This window comes from Caballeronia glebae (assembly GCF_001545035.1).
Classification (GTDB): domain Bacteria; phylum Pseudomonadota; class Gammaproteobacteria; order Burkholderiales; family Burkholderiaceae; genus Caballeronia; species Caballeronia glebae.
Window position 1 is genome coordinate 100,471 of record NZ_FCOJ02000001.1, and the last position, 19,724, is coordinate 120,194.

Sequence of the window (19,724 nt, forward strand, 5' to 3'; positions counted from 1 at the left end):
ATTTGGCCCTTAAGTTCAGAGCCATTTCAATAAATCTATAGGAGCCAATTCGATGTCGATCCGCGCAAGCGTGCTGTCCGACTGGCTCGCGCAGCGCATCGACCGCGCAAACGGCCAGCCGATCTACCGGCAATTGCATCGGTTGCTTCAGCAGGCAATCCTCACGCGCGAACTCGCGGCGGGCGCGAAAGTGCCGTCGTCGCGGCTGCTCGCGGCGGAGTTGGGGGTCGGGCGCAACACGGTGACGCAGGTCTACGAGCAGCTCGCGCTGGAAGGCTACGTTTCGTCGGCGACGGGGCGCGGCACTTTCGTCGCGGACAGCACGCCCGACGAAATCGTTTTCGACGACGCGCCGCCCGCGTCGATCGCGCTGTCCGATGCGCGCTCGACGCTCTCTACGCGCGGCGCGCGGCTGATTTCGGGCGCGGGCGTGTCGAAGCGGCAGGGCGGCGCGTTCATGCCCGGCGTGCCGGATGTGTCGCGGTTTCCGTCGCGCGCGTGGAACCGGCTGCAGGCGAAATACTGGCGCAAGCCGCTGCCCGATCTGCTCACTTACGCGCCCGGCGGCGGCCACGCGGGGCTGCGCCACGCGCTCGCGCACTATCTGCGCACGTCGCGCTCGGTGCGCTGCACGCCGGAGCAGATCGTCGTGACGACGGGCATTCACCAATCGGTCGATCTCGCCGCGCGCCTGCTCGCCGATTCGGGCGACACGATCTGGACGGAAGATCCGTGCTACTGGGGCGTGCGCAGCGTGCTGCAGGTGTCGGGGCTTCATCTGAAGGCGATTGCCGTCGACGCGGAAGGCATCGCGCCGACGCCCGCCGATCTCGCGTCGCCGCCGAAGCTGATGCTCGTCACGCCGTCGCATCAATATCCGCTCGGCATGGTGATGAGCCTCGCGCGCCGCCGCATGCTGCTCGAATATGCGCGCCAGCATCGCTGCTGGATCGTCGAGGACGATTACGACAGCGAGTTCCGCTATGGCAGCCGGCCGCTCGCGTCGCTGCAGGGCATGGATACGGCCGGTCAGGTGATTTACGTCGGCAGTTTCGGCAAGACGCTGTTTCCGGGGCTGCGCATGGGCTATGTCGTCGTGCCGGAAGCGCTCGCGGAAAGCTTCGCCACGGCGAGCGCCGAGTTGTACCGCGAGGGGCAGTTGCTACAGCAGGCCGTGCTCGCGGAGTTCATCGAGCAGGGACATTTCACGTCGCATATCCGGCGGATGCGCGCGCTCTACGGCCAGCGCCGCGACGTGATGCTCGCGACCATCGCCGGGCGCTACGGCGACACGCTTTCGATTGCCGGCGGCGATGCCGGGCTGCATCTCGTGCTGAAGCTGCCCCGACACGTGGACGATCGCGCGCTCGCCGCCGCCGCGCTCGCGGAGGACATCGTCGTGCGGCCGCTGTCGGGGTATTACGCGCATCGGCCGGACGCGGAATCCGGCTTGCTGATCGGCTATGCGTGCGTGCCGGACGAGGATATCGCCCCGGCTTTCGCGAAACTCGGCGGCGTGATCGATCGATTTATGCGCTGAAAGCGGTCGAAATTTCACGATCGGTCTATCGTCATCGAAAAAATCTCGCGCAAAAACTGGCAAGCGCGGCGCATGTGGAGGATCATGTGCGCCGCTTTCCTGCCGTTTTGCCGCCGTTTCCGTTCATCAGCAAGGGTTTCTCAATGACGACTTCGTACGACCAACACTTCACCGTCATCGCCGATCTCTCCGACGATGCGCCGTCGCTGCGCGAGATTCGCCACGATATCCATCGCCATCCGGAACTGTCTTACGAGGAGACGCGCACCGCGGCGCTCGTCGCCGAGCGGCTGGAGGCGTGGGGCTGGACGGTTACGCGCGGAGTCGGCGGCACGGGTGTCGTCGGCAGTCTGAAAGCGGGCGACGGTGCGAAGAGCATCGGCCTGCGCGCCGACATGGACGCGCTGCCGATCATCGAGCAGACCGGCAAGCCTTACGCGAGCGAGACGCACGGCAAGATGCACGCGTGCGGCCACGACGGCCATACGACGATGCTGCTCGGCGCCGCGCGCCACCTCGCGCGCACGCGGCGTTTCAACGGCACGGTGCATCTGTATTTTCAGCCGGCGGAGGAGCACGGCGTGCCGAGCGGCGCGCAGAAGATGATCGAGGAAGGCCTCTTCGAGCGCTTTCATTGCGATGCCGTGTTCGGCGTGCACAATCATCCCGGCGCGCAGCCCGGCACGTTCCTGTTCCGCAAGGGGCCGTTCATGGCGGCGGGCGATCAGGTTTCGATCGTGATCGAGGGCGTTGGCGGGCACGCGGCGCGGCCGCATCTGTCGGTGGATCCGGTCGTGGTGACGGCGAGCATCGTGATGGCGCTGCAGACGATCGTCGCGCGCAACGTCGATCCGGCGCAGCCCGCCGTCGTCACCGTCGGCTCGATGCACGCCGGAACGGTGAACAACGTCATCCCGAATCGCGCGACGCTCGAACTGTCGGTGCGCTCGTTCGATCCGCAAGTGCGCGAGTTGCTCAAGCGCCGCATCAAGGAACTGGTCGAAGCGCAGGCCGCGAGCTACGGCGCGACGGCGACGGTGAAGTATGTGGAAGGTTATCCGGTCGTCGTGAATTCGGACGCGGAAACTGAGTTCGCGATTCAGGTCGCGCGCGAACTGGTCGGCGACGAGAAGGTCGTCGCGCACGCGGATCTGCTGATGGGCAGCGAGGACTTCGCCTTCATGCTGCAGGAGCGGCCGGGCTCGTTCCTGCGCATCGGCAACGGCGCGGGCGAGGACGGCTGCATGGTCCACAACCCGCGCTACGACTTCAACGACAAGAATCTGCCGGTCGGCGCGGCTTACTGGGCCCGGCTGGTGGAGCGTTTCCTGGCGTGACTTGACAGAAAGACGCTCCACGCGCGCAGCGTCAAGCCGGAAGCCTGAAACTCCCGATCGCCTCGCGCAGCACGTCCACCTGATCCTTCAGCGAATGCGCGGCGGCGGCCGCCTCTTCGACGAGCGCGGCGTTCTGCTGCGTCACCTGATCCATCTCGACGACCGCGCGATTCACCTGCTCGATGCCCGCGCTCTGCTCGCGCGACGCGTGGCTGATCTCGTCGAGAATCTCGTTCACGTGGCGCACCGATTGCACGATCTCGGTCATCGTCGCGCCCGCGTTCGTCACGAGCGACGCGCCTTGCTCGACCGTCTGCGTCGAGGTTTCGATGAGCGCCTTGATCTCCTTGGCCGCCGTCGCCGAGCGTTGCGCGAGGCTGCGCACTTCGGCCGCCACGACCGCGAAGCCGCGTCCCTGTTCGCCCGCGCGCGCGGCTTCGACGGCCGCGTTCAGCGCAAGAATGTTGGTCTGGAACGCGATGCCGTCGATCACGCCGATGATGTCGCCGATCTGCTGCGAGCTCGCGGTGATGCGCGTCATCGTGTCGATCACGTCGTCGACCACGCCGCTGCCGCGCGTCGCCACGTCCGCTGCCTGTTCCGCGAGCCGCGCGGCTTGCGCTGCGCTTTCCGCGTTGTTCTTCACGTTGGCGGTCATCTGATCCATGCTCGACGCGGTCTGCACGAGCGCCGCGGCCTGTTCCTCGGTGCGCTGCGACAGATCGGTGTTGCCCGCTGCGATCTCCGACGCGCCGACGTTGATGTTCTCGGTGCCGCTGCGCACGCGCGAAACCGTCTCGACGAGCCCGCGCTGCATCACGCTGAGCGCGTGCAAAAGGCTCGTCGTGTCGTTCGGACGGACCTCCACGCTGCTCGTCAGATCGCCACGCGCGATGCGATGCGCCGCGCCCACCGCGAGTTCCAGCTCGCCGCCCAGATTGCGTTTGATGCTTGAGAGGACGATCAGCATCGCGGCCGTCGCGATGCCACCGAGCAACGCCGTGATCGCGAGCCAGCGCAGCGCGCTCGCGTAGAACGCGTTCTGCACGTCGTCCATGTACATGCCGGTGACGAGATACCAGTCCCACGGCGCGAAGCGCTGGGCGTAGGAGAGCTTGCCGACCGGCTTGTCGCTGCCGGGCTTCGGCCACAGATAGCTGATGTAGCCGCCGCCGGACTGATCGCCCGCCTTCACGATATCGACGAACAGGCGATTGCCCGCCGGATCGGTGTAGCTCGACAGATCCTGGCCGTTCATGGCGGACTTGATCGGATGCATCACCATCGTCGGATGCGAATCGTTGATCGAGAGATAGCCGTCCGTGCCGTAGCGCATCGCGCCGACCGCTTCGAGCGTGCGCTTCTTCGCTTCATCCTCGGTGAGCGTCTTGTTCGCGGCGAGCGCCGCGTAGTGCGCCGTGACCGCGTGCGCCTCGTTGACGAGCGTTTTCAACTGCTCTTTGCGGTCGTCGATCATCGAGGTCCGGTTCTGCCACGCCCCGATGATCCCGATCGCGATCAATCCGATCCACAGCACGGCGATCAGCGAGCCGAGCTTCCTGTTCAACGTCATTCTGTTCATATTGCGCCCGTCGCCTGTTTGCGTTGTCTTTGCGACGGCGCACGCCGCCGCATGCCCGCTTTACGGCAGGTTCGGGCGGCGGACGTAGGGCGGGAATTCCCGTAGGGCGGGTTTTGGGGCTGGATGGATGGAGGCTGACAAGTCGTCGCGACCGAGTTCGGATATTTCTGGTTACGGCGGCAGAGGCGAGCGGCTAGCATGTCGGCCCCGATACCGTCAGCGTGCGGCAGTCCGTCCGGTCTTTAGCTCAACGAAAAATGAAACCCGCGATCGTCGTCATTCCCACCATCGGCGCGCCCGAACTCGAGTGCGCCATTCAATCGGTACTGGATCAGACCGTGCCGACCGACGTGCTCGTCGTCTTCGACGGCCCCGGGTTCGTCCGGCCTTTGGACCTTCCGCCCGACGCGCTCGCGCGCATACACACGCTCGTCCTGCCGTTCAACACGGGCGCTCGGCGCACGGCGCGCATTCCGGCGTCGCAGGGCGGCCACTGGTATGGCGCGCGCGTGATGTGCGCCGCGGGCTATCTGATCAACAACGATTACGCGATGATGCTCGATCAGGACAACTGGCTGCGCCCCGACCACGTCGCCACGTGCATCGAGGCGATCCAGTCACAGCCCGAGTCGCCGCTTCAGATGGTGTACGCGCTGCGCAACGTGCATCGCAAGGACGGCAGTTTTCTCTGCCGAGACGATTGTCAGAGCCTCGGTCTGCACGAAGGCGTCTTCGGCCATCTCATCGATACGAGCTGCTATTTTTTTCGCACCGATTTCCTGATGGACGTCTCGCACTTCTGGCTGTGGGGCTGGGGCGGCGACCGGCGTTTCCTGCGACGCATCATCGAAACGCACGGCAAGGACTGCTTCGCGGGAACCGGCCGGTATACCGTCCACTACCGGCTCGGCGGCAACGTCACCTCCGGGCCGGAGCGGCTTTTCGTCGAGGGCAACGCGATGATGATGAATGCCCGCGCCGGGGCGATCGCCCGACCTTGGGCGTTCGAATAACGTCGCGTTCGTAAGCGCTCGCGAGAGCGCGGCGTTTCAGAGTCGCCGGATCGGGTCCTTGTCGGGCGGCGCGTCGGGATGCTGCGGCTCGTCCGGCCGATGACCCGGCGAGGGCGGCGTGAGCGGATCGGCTTCCGGATCGCGGTTCGGGTCCGCGATGGGATCCGGAACGGGAGTGGTCTGCATGTCGAATTTCATGATGTCCCCTGAAAGGTGGCGCTTCGTCTATGCCGATTCGTGCGCCGCCGGCATGTGCAGCGTGAACGGCTCGCCCGGATGCGCGTCGCCGGTATCCGAGAGCGCGGCGCGGGCGCGCGCGACGATCGCGTCGCTGCCGGTATCGCGCGGATGCTCGTCAAGCACGATGTGCGGCGTGCCGAGCGCGCGGGCGGCGGCGACGGGCGAGGACGCTTCGGCGTCGTCGGACACGAGCAGGCGCGCATTGGCGATCAGGCGCGGCAGCGTGGCCGGCCCGACCGCGCCCGCGAGAAAGAGCGCGGCCGTCTGCATCGCGCCGAGGACGCCGGCGGTGCGCTCGGGATCCGGCGCGTCGCCGACGATCGCGATCTGCCAGCCATCGGCGGCGAGCTGGTCGGCGACATCGGCATAACGTTCGGCGGACCAGACGGGCGCGGCGTGGTGGCTGCCCGGATGGATCAGCACCAGACGCTCGCGCTCGATGCCGTGGAACGCGGCCAGTGCGTCGTAATCGTCGCTCGCGGCGGCGCACGGAACGGCGGGAGCGCTCGGCGGCGCGCTCGGCGCATCGGGGACGAGCGTGGCCGTGAGGTCTTCGCTCAACGTGGAAAGGGGACTGGCTCGCATCTTGGCTCCTGCAGGTGGCGTGGCCTCGCTGGATTCGACGCAAATCCGCGGGGCCGCGCGCTTGGCAAGCACCCGCCATGCCCGGCGCGCTTCTGGCGCGTCTTGCCTGAAAAAGCGCGCGCCATCGTCACACATTGCGCCTGAATCGTGACGGATCGAGCGTCGGATGCGGCATCTGTCACGTATTGAAGGAGGCGCGGCGGCGCTCGTCAAGGCGCGAAGTTTTCAGCGTCGATGTAAAAAGCCGCCGCCTCGCGATGGCGAGGCGGCGGCTTCGATGTGGGTTGCGCGGCGAAGCGCTCGGGTTTTAAGCGTTGCCGTCGTCGGCGGGCAGCGTCTTCGGGGTGAACGCGTCGGCGCGGCGGCGGATTCCGTCGACTTCGCCGGTCACGAACGTGCGCTGGTCGGCGGCGAGCGCTTCCTGATACGACGCGCCTTCCGGCACGTGATGCAGCAGCGCGCGCAATTCGCCTTGCGTCGTCTGCTCGACGGGCTCGTAGTCGTACAGCCCGAGTTCCAGTTCGGCGCGCTCGTGCAGGATGAACAGGCACGACGCGAACACCGCGACGCCGAGCACTTCCTGCGCGCCGAAGCGGAATTCGTGCGGCATCGGCGAGAACGGCAGCCACGCGATGAGCATCACGCCCGCGAGCGCCACCGCGATAGTGACCTTCAGCAGCAAGTGCAGACGCGCGACGATGCGCTCGCGTTCGGTCTTCAGTTGCCCGGCCGATTTCGGCACGAGGGCGCGAGTGTGCAAGCCCTGCGATTGTTGACGGCGGAGTTCTGCGAGCGGGAGAGCGGCCATGGAGAGTGTCGTCGGGACTATCGGTGAGCGCCAAAGCGGCGCGACACCGGTATAACGCGCGGCTTACAGGAACGTTGACGGCGCTTTCGTCTTGTTGCGTCCTGTTTCGTCCTGTTGCACTTCTTCGCTTGGTCAGCGCGTGCGGTCCGTGACCGGCGTGCGGATGGTCGCGGTGCCGTCCGCGATCTGTTGCGCGAAAACGAGCGCCTCGACGATCGTCCCGAAAACTTCCGCGCGCACCTGGTCGTCGGTCAGACGCATCAGATACGACGGGTGATAAGTCGGCACGATGATGTGCCCCTTGTGCTCGATGGTCTTGCCGAGATACTCGGACAACGCCGTGCGATGCCCCGTGAGCGCCTTCAGCGCCGTCGCCCCGAGCGCGACGACGACTTTCGGCCCGATGCGTTGCAGTTCTTCGTCGAGCCAGTAGCGGCAGGCCTCGCGTTCGCGCTGCGCGGGCTGGAGATGCGCGCGCTCCTCGCCGTGCGCTTCCCATTTGAAGTGCTTCACCGCGTTGGTCAGATAGAGCGATTCGCGCGCGATCTGCGCCTCGGCGAGCGCTTCGTCGAGCAGCTTGCCCGCCTGCCCGACGAACGGCTTGCCCTCGCGGTCTTCCTGATCGCCCGGCTGCTCGCCGACCAGCATCACGCGCGCATTGCCGGGACCGACGCCCGGCACGACCTGCGTCGCATTGCGCCAGAGCGCGCAGCGCTTGCAGGCGTCGAGCGACGGCGGCTCGGTCAGCATCGTGCCCTTGATCGGCTCCAGATCCGTGTTGATGGCCACTTCCATTTCGGACGGCACGTTACGCGGATGGCGGTCGCGCCGCGAATAAGGATCGGCGCGGGAGATCAGCGCTGGATCGGTGCGCGCGTTCTCCGGGCTTTTCCAATAGCGCACCGGCATATGCGAGGCCACTTCGGCGGCGTTCTCCTGCGCCGGCGCGAAGGTGCTCTCGTAGTACGCAAGCCAGAGCGCCTCGATGGCGTCGCCGCTCACGGCCTCGCCGCTCATCGCGGTGTCGCCGAAATCCATCGGCTTTTCCTCCGGCTCGCTCGTGCGGTCCACGCGCAAGAGCGCGCCGTCCCAGAACGCGGCGCCGTGCGGCGTGGCGATCATCCACGTGGCGCTGCCCATGCGCCTCGCGAAATGCAGCGCGGCGTGCTCCAGCACGTCGTGCACCGGCTCGAACCAGCTGATGAACTCGGGCGGCCCGAGCGACGAATCGCGATGCCGGAAGCGCAACACGCGGCGCATTTCGCGCTCTTCGGCCTCGACCGATTCGATCATCCGGCGCAGCCGATGCCCGTCCGCGTCGTCTGTCGAGGCGATCGCGCGGTCGCCCTGCGTCCAGCGCCACAGCGCCTTGTAAAGAAACGGCCAGCGGTCCGGCGCGCGATAGCACGCCGCCGTTTCGAGCATGGCGAGGAATTCGCGCGCGATCTTGACCGGCTTCTTCGCGTTCGGGTCCGACGAGCCGGACGGAGACCGAGCGATGGAGCCGAACACGGTTGCCGACGCATCGGTTTCGAGCCACTGCACGTTTTCCGGGCGCACGTCTTCCATGAGGAGATTGCGCGCCTCGGTGCGCCACGCAGCAAACGACGGATCGATGGTGATGCTTTTCATCGGCGAGTGGAATCGGAAAAGTACTGTATATCCATACAGTAATTCTAGCGATGCCAGCGGCTTTTCAGCAACTATTTAGCGATGGTCGCGCCCTTTTTGACGGGACGAGGCCGCCGGACATAGGAACGGTCATTGCTGAAATCGATCCATCGCGGCGTTCGATTGCCTGCACAGATATTCATATATGGAGCCGTCATGCTTGCCATCGTCATTCCTGCCCACAACGAAGCCGCTCATATCGGCGCGTGCGTGGCGGCTGCGCGTCGCGCGGCGGATCATCATCAGTTGCTCGGCGAGGCGGCGCGCGTGATCGTCGTGGCCGACAGTTGCAGCGACGAAACCGCCGACATCGCGCGTGCGCTGGGCGCGCAAGTGTCGTGCATCGAGGCGCGCAACGTCGGCATAGCGCGGGCGCACGGCGCGCAAGAGGCGCTGGCGCTGGGCGCGCGCTGGCTCGCATTCACCGATGCCGATACGACCGTCGCCGAAGACTGGCTCGTGCGCCAGCTCGATTGCTGCGCGGACGCGGTGTGCGGGGTGATCGGCGTGCACGACTGGTCGCCGCATATCGGCGCGGTGCGCGAACACTTCGGGCGCACTTATACCGATGCGGACGGCCATCGGCATATTCATGGCGCGAATATGGGCGTGTCGGCGCAGGCGTACGTGCGCGCGGGCGGGTTCGCGCCGCTGGAGTCGAGTGAGGACGTGGCGCTCGTCGAAGCGCTGATGGCGACCGGCGCGCGGATCGAGTGGAGCGCGTCGCCGCGCGTGTTGACGAGCGTGAGGACGGATTTTCGGGCGAAGAAGGGATTCGGCGCGACGCTGCTCGAAGTCAGCAGACGCTATCTGCCGATCGGCGCCGACGATTCAGCGGATACCGTGGCGATCGCGGCGTAAAGCCCACGCTCAAGCCGGTCTGAGATCGCTCGGCAGATCGACGTCGCGCAGCGAATTCGGATCGTCGACCACGACTTCGAACGGCTTGTGCGTGGTGAAGATGCCGCGCGCGCCCGCATCGCCGTCGAGCGCGCCGAGCGCCTCGCGATGCGCGATGCCGAAGCCCACCGGATGCCCGCGCTTGCCGCGATAAAAAGGCGCGGCGAGCGCTTCGCCGCCGTCGAGCGCGCGCGCGACCGCTTCATACGTCGCGGCTTCGATCCACGGCATGTCGCCCAGCGCGACGAGCCAGCCATCGGCTTCCGACGTCGCCCGCACGGCTGCGGCGAGCGTCGCGCCCATGCCGCGCTCGGCATCGACGCTGAAGATGACGTTGCAGCCGGCTTTGTTGAGCACGTCGGCGAGCTTTTCGGCGCCGGGACGCACGACCGCGACCACTTCGGAGGAAACCGCGAGCAGCCTGCGCGCCGACTGAAACACGACGGGCGTTCCGTCGGTCAGGGTCGCGAGCAGCTTGTTGTGGAGTCCGGACGGGTCGAAACGGGTGCCGAGTCCCGCCGCCAGCAAGATGCCGGTCGCGTTCGACGAATAAGTCATCGCGGGTGCTCGTGTGGGGATCGAATCGGGATTGTGCGGCGCATCGAACGACCTCGCAAGCACAAAAAAGCCACGCGGCGATCGTGAAGACCGCCGCGTGCGTTGCTTCGCGTTACGTCACGTCATCGTCGGCGGCAAGACTTTGTCCAAAGTGATCGGCAGGTCGCGCACGCGCACGCCCGTCGCGTGATACACCGCGTTGCCGAGCGCGCCCGCCACGCCCGTGATGCCGATCTCGCCGATGCCCCGCGCGCCATGCGGATTGATATGCGGGTCCGGCTCGCCGACGAACGAGATATCCAGCGTGCCGATATCCGCGTTCACCGGCACGTGATATTCCGCGAGATTCGCGTTCGTATAGCGGCCGTAACGCACATCCAGTTCGCTCTTTTCGAAGAGCGCCGAGCCGACGCCCCACACGATCCCGCCCATCAACTGGCTATGCGCGGTCTTCTCGTTGAGCAGCGTGCCGACATCGTAGACCGCGATGATGCGCGGCACGCGGACGATCCCGAGGTCCGCATCGACGTGGACTTCCGCGAACACCGCGCCGAACGAGTGAAACGCGTACTGCTTTTTCTCGTCGCCGGGGCGCGTCGTCGCGAGCGCTTCGATCGCGCGGCCGCCGTTGCGCGCGATGATCGCGGCCGCCGGATCGCGCTTGTCCGGATTCGACAGGCTCACGACCCAGCCGTTGGACACGGTCACGTCTTCGCGCGCGAGACCGGCGACGGGCGATCCGCGATCCGCGAGCGCCATCGCGACGAGCTGATCGCGCGCCTGCATGCACGCCGCCCGCACCGCTGGCGACACGCTCGCCGCCGATTGCGAGCCGCCCGATACCGGCGCCTTCGGCAAGGACGAATCGCCGAGCGCGAAACGCACGTAATCGAGCGGGAAGCCGAGTGCGTCGGCGGCGACCTGCGTCATGATCGTGTAGGTGCCGGTGCCGAGATCCTGCGTGCCGGAGGCGACCATCGCGGTGCCGTCGGGCAGAATGCGCGCAATCGCCGACGCCTCGCTGCGGTTCGCCGGATATGTCGCCGTCGCCATGCCCCAGCCGACGAGCGTATTGCCTTCGCGCATCGAGCGCGGCGCGGCATTGCGCTTCGACCATCCGAAGGTTTCCGCGCCGCGCCGATAACATTCGAGCAGCGCCTTCTCCGACCAGGGCTTCTTCTCCTGCGGCTCCATGTCCGCGTGATTTTTGATGCGGAACGCGAGCGGGTCCATCTTCAGTTGATACGCCATCTCGTCCATCGCCGTTTCGAGCGCGAACGAGCCGCTCGTCTCGCCGGGCGCGCGCATGAAAGTCGGCGTGCCGATGTCGAGTTTCACGAGCTTGTGCGACGTCGACTGGTTCGGCACCGCGTAGAGCATGCGCGTGACGATGGCGGAGCTTTCGGTCCAGTCTTCGAACGTCGAGGTGGTCGAAATGACGTCGTGACGCATGCCGGTCATGATGCCGTCATCGCGCGCGCTCACCTGAATGCGCTGCTCGGTGTACGGCCGGTTGCCGATCATGCCGAACATCTGCGGACGTTCGAGCACGAGCTTGACGGGCCGTCCGGTCTGCTTCGACGCCATCGCCGCCAGCACCACGTGCGACCACGCCGAGCCCTTGCAGCCGAAGCCGCCGCCGACGAACGGGCAGATCACGCGCACGTGGTCGTCTGAGATGCCGAAGAACTTCGCGACCGCGCTTTTCGCGCCCGAGACGCCTTGCGTCGCGTCGTAGAGCGTGAGATTCGGGCCGTCCCAGCGGGCGACGGTCGCGTGCGGCTCCATCGGATTGTGATGCTCGTAGGGCGTCGTGTAGACGGCGTCGAGGCGCGTCGGACCTTGGCGCAAGCCGGCGTCGACGTCGCCGCGCGTCGTCGTGATCGCGCGTCCCATCATCTTTTCCGGCTGATACGCGGACGCTTTCGCGCGCCCAAAATCGGCATTGGGCGTCGCGGCTTCGTAGCGCACGGCGACGTGACGCGCCGCGTCTTGCGCGTGCTCAAGCGAATCGGCGACGACGACCGCCACCGGCTCGTTGCTATAGCGCACCTCGTTGGTCTGCAGCAGCGTGAGCTTGCGCACGGCGGGCGGCTGCGCGTCGGGGACGCCGTTGTTCGGCAGGCGCATCGCGTTTTGATACGTCATCACGAGCAGCACGCCGGGCAGCGCCTCTGCGCGGCTCGTGTCGATCGACGCGATGCGGCCGCGGGCGACCGTGCTCGTAACGAGCACGGCGTGCGCGAGCTTGGCGTCGGTGTTGTCGGCCGAATAGCGCGCCTGGCCGGTGACTTTCAGCACGCCGTCGGTGCGATCGAGCGATTTTCCGATGACAGTCATGCGACACCTCCGGCCTGTTGAACCGCGCGCACGATCGCGCGTTGTGCGAGCGCGACCTTGAACGCGTTGTCGCGCTGCACTTGCGCGCCCTGCACGGCGAGTGCGGCGGCGCTTTGCAGCGTCGCCTTGTCCAGCGACTGGCCGACGAGCGCGCGTTCGGTCGCGGTCGCGCGCCACGGTTTGTGCGCGACGCCGCCCAGCGCGATGCGTGCGCTCTTCACCGTGTTGCCGTCCATCTGCAACGCGGCCGCGACGGACACGAGCGCGAACGCATAGCTCGCGCGGTCGCGCACTTTCAGATACTTCGAGTGCGCCGCGAAAAGCGGCGGCGGCAGATCGACCGCCGTGATCAGTTCGCCCGCCTGCAAGGTCGTGTCGAGATCCGGCCTGTCGCCCGGCAGCCGATGAAACTCCGCGAATGGAATCGTCCGCTCGCCGTTCGGGCCGGTAACGCGCACGACGGCATCGAGCGCCGCGAGCGCAACGCTCATGTCGGAAGGATTCGTCGCGATGCATTGACGGCTCGCGCCGAGTATCGCGTGCATGCGATTGTTACCGTCGATGGCCGCGCAGCCGCTGCCCGGCGTGCGCTTATTGCATTGAGGAAAGCCGGTGTCGTAGAAATACGCGCAACGCGTGCGCTGCATCAGATTGCCGCCGACCGTCGCCATGTTGCGCAATTGCGCCGATGCGCCCGCGAGCAGCGCCTGCGACAAGAGCGGATAGCGCTCGCGCACCCACGCGTGATTCGCGCAATCGCTGTTGCGCACCAGCGCGCCTAAGCGCAGGCCGCCGTCGGGCAGGGCGGTGATGCCGTTCAATGCATCGATGTGTGTAATGTCGACGAGCTTCATCGGCCGCATCACGCCGCCTTTCATGAGATCGAGCAGATTCGTGCCGCCGCCGATGAACATCGTGCCCGGCTGGCTCGCAGCCGTTAGCGCCGTGCCGATGTCGGCGGCGCGCTGATAGGAGATCGCGTCCATGTGCTTCTCCTCAGGCGTTGCCCGACGCGACGGCTTTCACCGCCGCGACGATATTCGGATACGCGCCGCAGCGGCAGATGTTGCCGCTCATGCGCTCGCGGATTTCATCGTCGGACAGTTGCGCCGGCCGAAAGCGCACGTCGGCGGTGGCCGCGCTCGCGTCGCCCGCGCGATATTCCGCGATGAGCGCGGTCGCCGAGCACAACTGGCCGGGCGTACAGTAGCCGCACTGAAAGGCGTCCTTCTCGATGAACGCGCGCTGGATCGGCGCGAGCGTGTCGCCATCGGGCGCGAGGCCTTCGACGGTCGTGACGGATTCGCCGTCGTGCATCACGGCGAGCGTCAGGCACGAGTTGATGCGCCGTCCCGACACGATCACCGTGCACGCCCCGCACTGGCCGCGGTCGCAGCCTTTCTTCGTGCCGGTGAGATTCGCGTATTCGCGCAGCGCGTCGAGCAGCGTCGTGCGCGCCTCGACCTGCAGTTCGTGCGGATGGCCGTTGATGACGAGCTTCACGGGCATCATCGGCGTGGCGGATGGCGTCGGCGCGGTCGCGGGCGTCGCGGCCTGTTGCTGCGCATGCGCGTGCGGCGCGGCGGTGACGGCTGCCGCGGCGGCGGCCGATTGCAGGAAACGTCGGCGTGACGGCTTTTGCGCCGTGTCGCTCTCGTCGTGAGGATGGGTATCGGCTGGGGACATGGCGATCGGTTGCTCCTCGCTCGTTCGAAGGGGCGTCGACGGGCTCAAGTCTTCATGGGCATTCGCTCGCGACCGATCGCGACAGATCGGGCGGAGCGCCGATGCTTGAGTCCTCGGGGCGGCGCGTGAGGCGCGGATTCGCAGTCGTCCGGCAACTGTAAGGGAACCGAACGTTCGTCGATCCGCAATCGCAGACTACAGCAAGTCGGATGCCATGCGCCCCGGAAAAGGGCTGACGGGCTCATCGGGCGGACCGTGCGGGTAAATGCTGCATGCGCGCGTAAATCAGGCGCGGCGGCGCGCGAAATCACATGGCGGCCGTGTTTGCCTGCTGCCGGGTTCGTGCCCGGAAACATCGTTTGCGCAACTAACGGTCTGTTTTGGGAACCGCCGTCGAGTTCACTTGAGAAGCGCGAGCACATCCCTGAAGCGCGGATGCCGGAAACTGCCGAGCCATCCAAAAATCGTCGTTTCGACGGTCGTGAGCCGCGCGCCGTCCTGCTGCGCTCTTTCGATGGCGACGGCGCGATCGGCCGCGCGGCGCGATGCGACCGCGTCCGCCACATATTCCACGCGATAGCCGAGCCGCAACAGGCCGAGCACCGTTAACAGGACGCATACGTGCCCCTCCGCCCCGGCGACCCACAGCGTCGCGGGCGCGCTCGGCAATGCGTCGATGAACGCGGGCGCGAGCGTTGCATCGAATGTGTGCTTCTCGATGGGCTTCGCGGACCGAAGATCGCCGAGCAAGCTATCCGCCGTGCCGCCGAGCCGCTGCGGATTCTGCTCCGTGCAGACCACCGGCACGTCGAGCAGATTCGCCGCGCGCAGCAGCGTGCCGACGCGCTCGGTCAGGCGTTGCGCGCCGTCCAGATGCGGCAGGAGGCGCGCCTGCATGTCGACGATGACGAGCATCGCATCAGGCCTCGCTCTCCATGATCCGGTCGATGAGCCGCGCGTTCTCGCCCGCCGAGCCAATGCCCGCGTGCTTGGCCATCGGCACGAAGAAGTGCGTCGCGATGGGCAGCTTCGAGCGTTCGAGCCAGTTGCTCAGATGCGCGACGAGGCGTTTCGCCGGCGTCTTCAACTCTTCGCGCAGCACGCCGGGCAGTTTCTCGAAGTGACGCATTTCGGTCTGATACGGCTCGGGTGCGACGCAGAGCGCGTTCGGCCGGCCATCGACATCGACGGGAAGCCGTTCCAACGCCTGATGCAGCAGCGCGACGCCAAGACCCTCGCCGCGCCACGGCTTCCTCACTTCCCACAGGCTGATGTAGATCACGCGATGCGCGTTGAAAACCTCGCACAGCTTTTCCGGGCCGAGCGCTTCGGTCGAGGCGAGCGCGAGCGAGAGCATTTCGCCCGAGTACGTGTCGAGCGTGTAGACGAGATCGGCGCTGCTCGTGAGCGGCGGCACCTTGACGAGTTGCAGCCGCACCGCCGCCGCGACGATGTCGCTGCCCGCTTCGTGAAACACGGCGAACGCGGTGCCGAGACGTTCGTCGTCGACCTGCGGATACTCGTGGCGATAGGTCATCGTGAAGAGAAACGGCCCGATCTTCTCGCGATAGGCAAGCGGGCGGTCGACATCGTAGTCGTCGACGCCGCCGAGACCGTAGGGATCGTAATCGCGTTTCTCGCGGCGCTCGCCGTTTTGCACGGCGGCGGCGAGCGCCGCGAGCGGACGGCGCGACTCCGGCACGAGATCTTCCGGCAAGCCTTCCCAGGTGAGGCGCAAAAACTCCCGTCCGCCACGATAGTGCGTCTCGAAGAGCGCGAGAACCGGCTCGCCGGCGGCCGGATCGAGAATGCGCTGGGCGCACTCATAGGCGCGGTCGAGCAGCTCATCGGCTTCGGCGGGATCGGGCGAGAGGTGCGGCTCGCTGCCCTGCGGCGCAGCGGGCAAGCCTTTTGCGAGGCGTTCCTTGTGGGCGAGTTCGAGCCATTCGTCGGCGGCGCGTTCGGCGATGAAACCCGCCGCGATGCGATAACCCGTCAGCACGATCGACTGGCCGGTGCGCCCGAGCGGAAAGACGTATTCGTCGTTCATGGCGTCTTCCACGGTGACGCCGCGGAAGGTTTCGCGCGGCGCGTTCGTGTTCGCGGCCGCATCGAAGCGGTCATGCGACAGCACGTGGGCGACGAGGTCGGACGCGGCCGGACCGAACTCCGATCCGGCGCCGGGAAGCAGCTTCAGCAGGGACAAGGTACTCGTGGTGTTCGTGCTGCCGGTCGTGCTCGGTGTGCTCATGAGTGCCATCTCCGATCGTGAAGAGTTATCGTAACAAACCGTCGTATTTACGGGAGAGATCGATGAACGTTCAAAAGGACGACGAGCTGGCGACCAAGGTTCATGAAGGCGGATGCGCATGCGGCGCGTTTCGCTTTCGCGCGACGGGCACGCCCAAGCGCGCCTGCATGTGCCACTGCATGACGTGCCGGCAAGTGCACGGCTCCGCCTTCGGAGCTTATGCGATTTACGCGCGCGGCGACGTGATGATGAGCGGCAGCCTCTCCACATGGCAGAGTTCCGACGACGGGCGGCGGCATTTCTGCCCGGTGTGCGGCTCGGTCGCGTACATGGAATTCACGACGCGCGACGAGGTCGATCTGCCCATCGGCGCATTCGACGAAACCGGTGTGTTCGAACCGGCCTACGAACTGTGGACCAAGCATCGCGAACCCTGGCTGCCGCAGGGCGCGCGTCCGGAGTACGTCGAAGAGCGTCCGCACTAGGTGCGCGATGGCCGGGCGCATCCGCATCGGCATTTCGGGCTGGCGCTATGCCGGCTGGCGCGGCGTGTTCTATCCGCGGAAGCTCGCGCAGGCCCGCGAACTCGATTTCGCGTCGCGCGCGGTCCAGACGGTCGAGATCAACGGATCGCACTATTCGCTGCAAAGCGTGAAGAGCTACCGCGCGTGGCGCGACGCGACGCCGGCGGGCTTCGTCTTCAGCGTGAAGGGGCCGCGCTATCTGACGCACATGCTGCGTTTTCGCGACGAAACCGCGATTCCGGCGATCTCGAACTTTTTCGCGTCCGGCGTGCTCGCGCTCGGCGACAAACTCGGTCCGTTTCTCTGGCAGTTTCCGCCGAACTTTTCCTTCCGTCCCGAAGCTTTCGAGCGTTTTCTCGAACTGCTGCCGAAGGATACCGCCGCCGCCGCGCGTCTCGCCCAGGGGCACGACACGCGCGTCAAAGAACCGTGGTTCGAGCCGGGAAGAAAGCGCGCGCTGCGGCACGCGATCGAGATCCGCCATGCGAGCTTTTGCACCGATGAATTCGTGCGGCTTCTGCGCAAGCACGGCGCGGCGCTCGTCGTGTCGGATTCGGTCGCGGGCTGGCCGTATGCCGAAGACCTCACGTCGGACTTCGCGTATCTGCGGCTTCACGGCAGCGAAACGCTTTACGGCGGCAGCTACAAGGACGAAGCGCTCGACGAGTGGGCGCGCCGCATCGAATGCTGGGCTGCGGGCGCACAGATCGGCGATGCGCGGCTGATCTCGTCGGCGAAAGCGCGCCCGCGCGCCGGGCGCGACGTCTTCTGTTACTTCGACAACGACCAGAAAGTGCGGGCGCCGTTCGATGCGCGCCGCCTGATGGAGCGCCTCGGACTCACGCCTCCCGTCGAAAAACAGATCGAGACGAGCCGCTGAAGACCGGGACAACTTTTGTCTCGCCGGAACCGCATGCTCTCGTCAACGGTCCGAGCAATTGCATTCGCGCCCAGAAAATAAGACGATAAGCGGCGTGCGCTGTGCAGGCTGCAACAAGCGTTCATAGGCGCGGCAGCGGCAGGATCGAGAACCTTTGTATTTCATGGCCAACGAGGAGCATCGATACCATGACGAAGAAACCGGTCAGCGGCAGCGACAAGATTCATCCCGACGACGCGCAGTGCATCGGCGATTGCGACCCTTCCGAGCAGATCGAAGTAATCGTGATGCTGCGGCGCAAGGACGAGGCGGGCTTCAAGCAGATGATGGCGCGCATCGATTCCGGCGAGGCGCCCGCGCAAGCCGTTTCGCGCGAGGAATTCGACAAGCGTTTCACCGCGTCGGACGACGACGTCGCGAAGGTCGAGGCCTTCGCGAGGCAATACGGTCTGACGGTCGTGCGCGCGGAAACCGAAACGCGCAGCGTCGTGCTGAAGGGCAGCATCGAACAATTCCAGAAAGCTTTCGATGTCAAATTAGAGCGCTTTCAACATCACAACATCGGCGAATATCGCGGCCGCTTGGGTCCGGTGAACGTGCCCGAGGACATGCACGACGCCGTCACCGCCGTGCTCGGACTCGACAGCAAGCCGCAGGCGCGTCCCCACTTTCGTTTCCGTCCGCCGTTCAAGCCGGCGCGCGGCGTGGCGAGTTCGTCGTTCACGCCGGTCGATCTCGCGCGTCTCTACGACTTCCCCGATGGCGACGGCGCCGGCCAGTGCATCGCGATCATCGAGCTGGGCGGCGGCTATCGCGATACCGATCTTTCCGCGTATTTCTCGAAGCTCGGCGTTAAGGCGCCGAAAGTCGTCGCGATCGGCGTCGACAACGCGAAGAACGCGCCCACGGGCAACCCGAACGGCCCGGACGGCGAGGTGACGCTCGACATCGAGGTCGCGGGCGCCATTGCGCCGGGCGCGACCATCGCCGTGTACTTCGCGCCGAACAGCGACGCCGGTTTCGTCGACGCCGTCAATCGCGCGCTGCACGATTCCACCAACAAGCCTTCCGTGATATCGATCAGTTGGGGTGGCCCCGAAGCGAACTGGTCGTCGCAATCCATCGGCGCGTTCAACGACGTGCTGCAAAGCGCGGCCGCGCTCGGCGTGACGGTCTGCGCGGCGTCGGGCGATAGCGGCTCGTCCGACGGCGCCGGTGACGGCGCGGACCACGTCGACTTTCCCGCGTCGAGCCCGTATGTGCTCGGCTGCGGCGGCACGAGCCTCACGGCGTCCGGAACGGGCATCGCGAAAGAAGTCGTGTGGAACGACGGCGACCAGGGCGGCTCGGGCGGCGGCGGCGTGTCCGGCGTGTTCGCGCTGCCGGTGTGGCAGAAGGGCTTGCCGGTCACGCGCAACGGCAAGCAAACGGCGCTCGCGAAGCGCGGCGTGCCGGATGTTGCGGGCGACGCGTCGCCGCAAACCGGCTACGAAGTGCTGATAGACGGCGAAGATACGGTCGTCGGCGGAACGAGCGCAGTTGCGCCGTTGTGGGCTGCGCTGATCGCGCGCATCAACGCGATCAACGGGTCGCCCTCGGGCTTCGTCAATCCGAAGCTCTACGGCGCGAAGACGGCGTTTCGCGACATCACGGAAGGCAGCAACGGCAGTTTCTCGGCGGCGGCGGGCTGGGACGCGTGTACCGGCATGGGCAGCCCCGACGGCGCGAAGATCGCGAACGCGCTTGCGTCCGCGAAGCACTGAGCATGGCGTAAGACAGTGAACAACAACCACGACGACGATTCTGGAG

General features: G+C 66.4%; 18 protein-coding genes. 7 read left to right on the top strand and 11 right to left on the bottom strand.

Annotated elements, in window-relative coordinates; all coding sequences use genetic code 11:
- The first annotated feature begins 58 nt into the window (after nt 1-58).
- Nucleotides 59-1,540, top strand: a complete 1,482-nt coding sequence (pdxR, locus tag AWB82_RS00480; protein ID WP_200818017.1) for a MocR-like pyridoxine biosynthesis transcription factor PdxR — start codon at nt 59-61, stop codon at nt 1,538-1,540.
- Between the two features lie 143 nt (nt 1,541-1,683).
- Nucleotides 1,684-2,877, top strand: coding sequence for a M20 aminoacylase family protein (locus AWB82_RS00485; RefSeq protein ID WP_086965155.1), 1,194 nt, complete (start codon nt 1,684-1,686; stop codon nt 2,875-2,877).
- A 31-nt stretch (nt 2,878-2,908) separates the two neighbouring features.
- Here the strand turns inward: AWB82_RS00485 and AWB82_RS00490 are convergent, their stop codons facing one another.
- Nucleotides 2,909-4,450 carry a methyl-accepting chemotaxis protein gene (locus AWB82_RS00490; RefSeq protein ID WP_086964730.1) on the bottom strand — a complete coding sequence of 514 codons (1,542 nt, stop codon included), beginning with the start codon at nt 4,448-4,450 and terminating at the stop codon, nt 2,909-2,911.
- Nucleotides 4,451-4,716: 266 nt separating this feature from the next.
- On the opposite strand from AWB82_RS00490, the gene AWB82_RS00495 reads away from it, so the two are divergent.
- Complete coding sequence (locus tag AWB82_RS00495) at nt 4,717-5,472, top strand: glycosyltransferase family A protein (protein ID WP_086964732.1); 756 nt, start codon at nt 4,717-4,719, stop codon at nt 5,470-5,472.
- 36 nt (nt 5,473-5,508) lie between these two features.
- On the opposite strand, the gene AWB82_RS37865 is transcribed toward AWB82_RS00495, so the two are convergent.
- The 4 genes from AWB82_RS37865 to AWB82_RS00510 all read right to left on the bottom strand — a co-directional run bounded on the left by AWB82_RS37865 (nt 5,509) and on the right by AWB82_RS00510 (nt 8,737).
- Nucleotides 5,509-5,658: a hypothetical protein gene (locus tag AWB82_RS37865; protein ID WP_200818020.1), complete on the bottom strand. Its 150-nt coding sequence runs from the start codon at nt 5,656-5,658 to the stop codon at nt 5,509-5,511.
- Between the two features lie 39 nt (nt 5,659-5,697).
- Nucleotides 5,698-6,297: a glycosyltransferase family 9 protein gene (locus tag AWB82_RS00500; protein WP_086964734.1), complete on the bottom strand. Its 600-nt coding sequence runs from the start codon at nt 6,295-6,297 to the stop codon at nt 5,698-5,700.
- A gap of 307 nt (nt 6,298-6,604) precedes the next feature.
- Nucleotides 6,605-7,105, bottom strand: coding sequence for a hypothetical protein (locus AWB82_RS00505; protein WP_086964736.1), 501 nt, complete (start codon nt 7,103-7,105; stop codon nt 6,605-6,607).
- 132 nt (nt 7,106-7,237) lie between these two features.
- Nucleotides 7,238-8,737, bottom strand: coding sequence for a UdgX family uracil-DNA binding protein (locus tag AWB82_RS00510; protein WP_086964738.1), 1,500 nt, complete (start codon nt 8,735-8,737; stop codon nt 7,238-7,240).
- Nucleotides 8,738-8,932: 195 nt separating this feature from the next.
- On the opposite strand from AWB82_RS00510, the gene AWB82_RS00515 reads away from it, so the two are divergent.
- Nucleotides 8,933-9,637 (top strand): glycosyltransferase, encoded by a 705-nt coding sequence (locus AWB82_RS00515; RefSeq protein ID WP_086964740.1) that lies wholly within the window; start codon nt 8,933-8,935, stop codon nt 9,635-9,637.
- A gap of 9 nt (nt 9,638-9,646) precedes the next feature.
- On the opposite strand, the gene AWB82_RS00520 is transcribed toward AWB82_RS00515, so the two are convergent.
- The 6 genes from AWB82_RS00520 to AWB82_RS00545 all read right to left on the bottom strand — a co-directional run bounded on the left by AWB82_RS00520 (nt 9,647) and on the right by AWB82_RS00545 (nt 16,511).
- The gene (locus AWB82_RS00520; RefSeq protein ID WP_086964742.1) at nt 9,647-10,234 is read right to left on the bottom strand and encodes a nucleotidyltransferase family protein; all 588 of its coding nucleotides are present in this window, start codon (nt 10,232-10,234) and stop codon (nt 9,647-9,649) included.
- Between the two features lie 117 nt (nt 10,235-10,351).
- Nucleotides 10,352-12,574: a xanthine dehydrogenase family protein molybdopterin-binding subunit gene (locus tag AWB82_RS00525; RefSeq protein WP_086964744.1), complete on the bottom strand. Its 2,223-nt coding sequence runs from the start codon at nt 12,572-12,574 to the stop codon at nt 10,352-10,354.
- Nucleotides 12,571-13,560 carry an FAD binding domain-containing protein gene (locus AWB82_RS00530; protein WP_086964746.1) on the bottom strand — a complete coding sequence of 330 codons (990 nt, stop codon included), beginning with the start codon at nt 13,558-13,560 and terminating at the stop codon, nt 12,571-12,573. Before AWB82_RS00530 ends, AWB82_RS00525 begins: the two co-directional genes overlap by 4 nt.
- 10 nt (nt 13,561-13,570) lie before the next feature.
- Entirely contained in the window at nt 13,571-14,260 is a 690-nt protein-coding gene (locus AWB82_RS00535) for a (2Fe-2S)-binding protein (protein WP_086964748.1), read from the bottom strand.
- A gap of 399 nt (nt 14,261-14,659) precedes the next feature.
- Complete coding sequence (locus AWB82_RS00540; protein ID WP_086964750.1) at nt 14,660-15,175, bottom strand: isochorismatase family protein; 516 nt, start codon at nt 15,173-15,175, stop codon at nt 14,660-14,662.
- A gap of 4 nt (nt 15,176-15,179) precedes the next feature.
- Entirely contained in the window at nt 15,180-16,511 is a 1,332-nt protein-coding gene (locus AWB82_RS00545) for an inositol monophosphatase (protein ID WP_086965157.1), read from the bottom strand.
- A 62-nt stretch (nt 16,512-16,573) separates the two neighbouring features.
- Between AWB82_RS00545 and AWB82_RS00550 the strand changes: the two genes are divergently transcribed.
- From AWB82_RS00550 to AWB82_RS00560, 3 genes are all read left to right on the top strand, one after another.
- Complete coding sequence (locus AWB82_RS00550) at nt 16,574-16,996, top strand: GFA family protein (protein WP_086964752.1); 423 nt, start codon at nt 16,574-16,576, stop codon at nt 16,994-16,996.
- A 7-nt stretch (nt 16,997-17,003) separates the two neighbouring features.
- Entirely contained in the window at nt 17,004-17,915 is a 912-nt protein-coding gene (locus tag AWB82_RS00555; protein ID WP_086964753.1) for a DUF72 domain-containing protein, read from the top strand.
- A gap of 188 nt (nt 17,916-18,103) precedes the next feature.
- Nucleotides 18,104-19,678, top strand: a complete 1,575-nt coding sequence (locus AWB82_RS00560) for a S53 family peptidase (protein ID WP_086964755.1) — start codon at nt 18,104-18,106, stop codon at nt 19,676-19,678.
- Nucleotides 19,679-19,724: the final 46 nt, after the last annotated feature.

Bases quoted from the DNA above. Each gene is read 5' to 3' on its own strand.
- AWB82_RS00485 (WP_086965155.1), top strand. From the start codon at position 1,684: ATGACGACTTCGTACGACCAACACTTCACCGTCATCGCCGATCTCTCC.
- AWB82_RS00490 (WP_086964730.1), bottom strand. From the start codon at position 4,450: ATGACGTTGAACAGGAAGCTCGGCTCGCTGATCGCCGTGCTGTGGATC.
- AWB82_RS00495 (WP_086964732.1), top strand. From the start codon at position 4,717: ATGAAACCCGCGATCGTCGTCATTCCCACCATCGGCGCGCCCGAACTC.
- AWB82_RS37865 (WP_200818020.1), bottom strand. From the start codon at position 5,658: ATGCAGACCACTCCCGTTCCGGATCCCATCGCGGACCCGAACCGCGAT.
- AWB82_RS00500 (WP_086964734.1), bottom strand. From the start codon at position 6,297: ATGCGAGCCAGTCCCCTTTCCACGTTGAGCGAAGACCTCACGGCCACG.
- AWB82_RS00505 (WP_086964736.1), bottom strand. From the start codon at position 7,105: ATGGCCGCTCTCCCGCTCGCAGAACTCCGCCGTCAACAATCGCAGGGC.
- AWB82_RS00510 (WP_086964738.1), bottom strand. From the start codon at position 8,737: ATGAAAAGCATCACCATCGATCCGTCGTTTGCTGCGTGGCGCACCGAG.
- AWB82_RS00515 (WP_086964740.1), top strand. From the start codon at position 8,933: ATGCTTGCCATCGTCATTCCTGCCCACAACGAAGCCGCTCATATCGGC.
- AWB82_RS00520 (WP_086964742.1), bottom strand. From the start codon at position 10,234: ATGACTTATTCGTCGAACGCGACCGGCATCTTGCTGGCGGCGGGACTC.
- AWB82_RS00525 (WP_086964744.1), bottom strand. From the start codon at position 12,574: ATGACTGTCATCGGAAAATCGCTCGATCGCACCGACGGCGTGCTGAAA.
- AWB82_RS00530 (WP_086964746.1), bottom strand. From the start codon at position 13,560: ATGGACGCGATCTCCTATCAGCGCGCCGCCGACATCGGCACGGCGCTA.
- AWB82_RS00535 (WP_086964748.1), bottom strand. From the start codon at position 14,260: ATGTCCCCAGCCGATACCCATCCTCACGACGAGAGCGACACGGCGCAA.
- AWB82_RS00540 (WP_086964750.1), bottom strand. From the start codon at position 15,175: ATGCTCGTCATCGTCGACATGCAGGCGCGCCTCCTGCCGCATCTGGAC.
- AWB82_RS00545 (WP_086965157.1), bottom strand. From the start codon at position 16,511: ATGAGCACACCGAGCACGACCGGCAGCACGAACACCACGAGTACCTTG.
- AWB82_RS00550 (WP_086964752.1), top strand. From the start codon at position 16,574: ATGAACGTTCAAAAGGACGACGAGCTGGCGACCAAGGTTCATGAAGGC.
- AWB82_RS00555 (WP_086964753.1), top strand. From the start codon at position 17,004: ATGGCCGGGCGCATCCGCATCGGCATTTCGGGCTGGCGCTATGCCGGC.
- AWB82_RS00560 (WP_086964755.1), top strand. From the start codon at position 18,104: ATGACGAAGAAACCGGTCAGCGGCAGCGACAAGATTCATCCCGACGAC.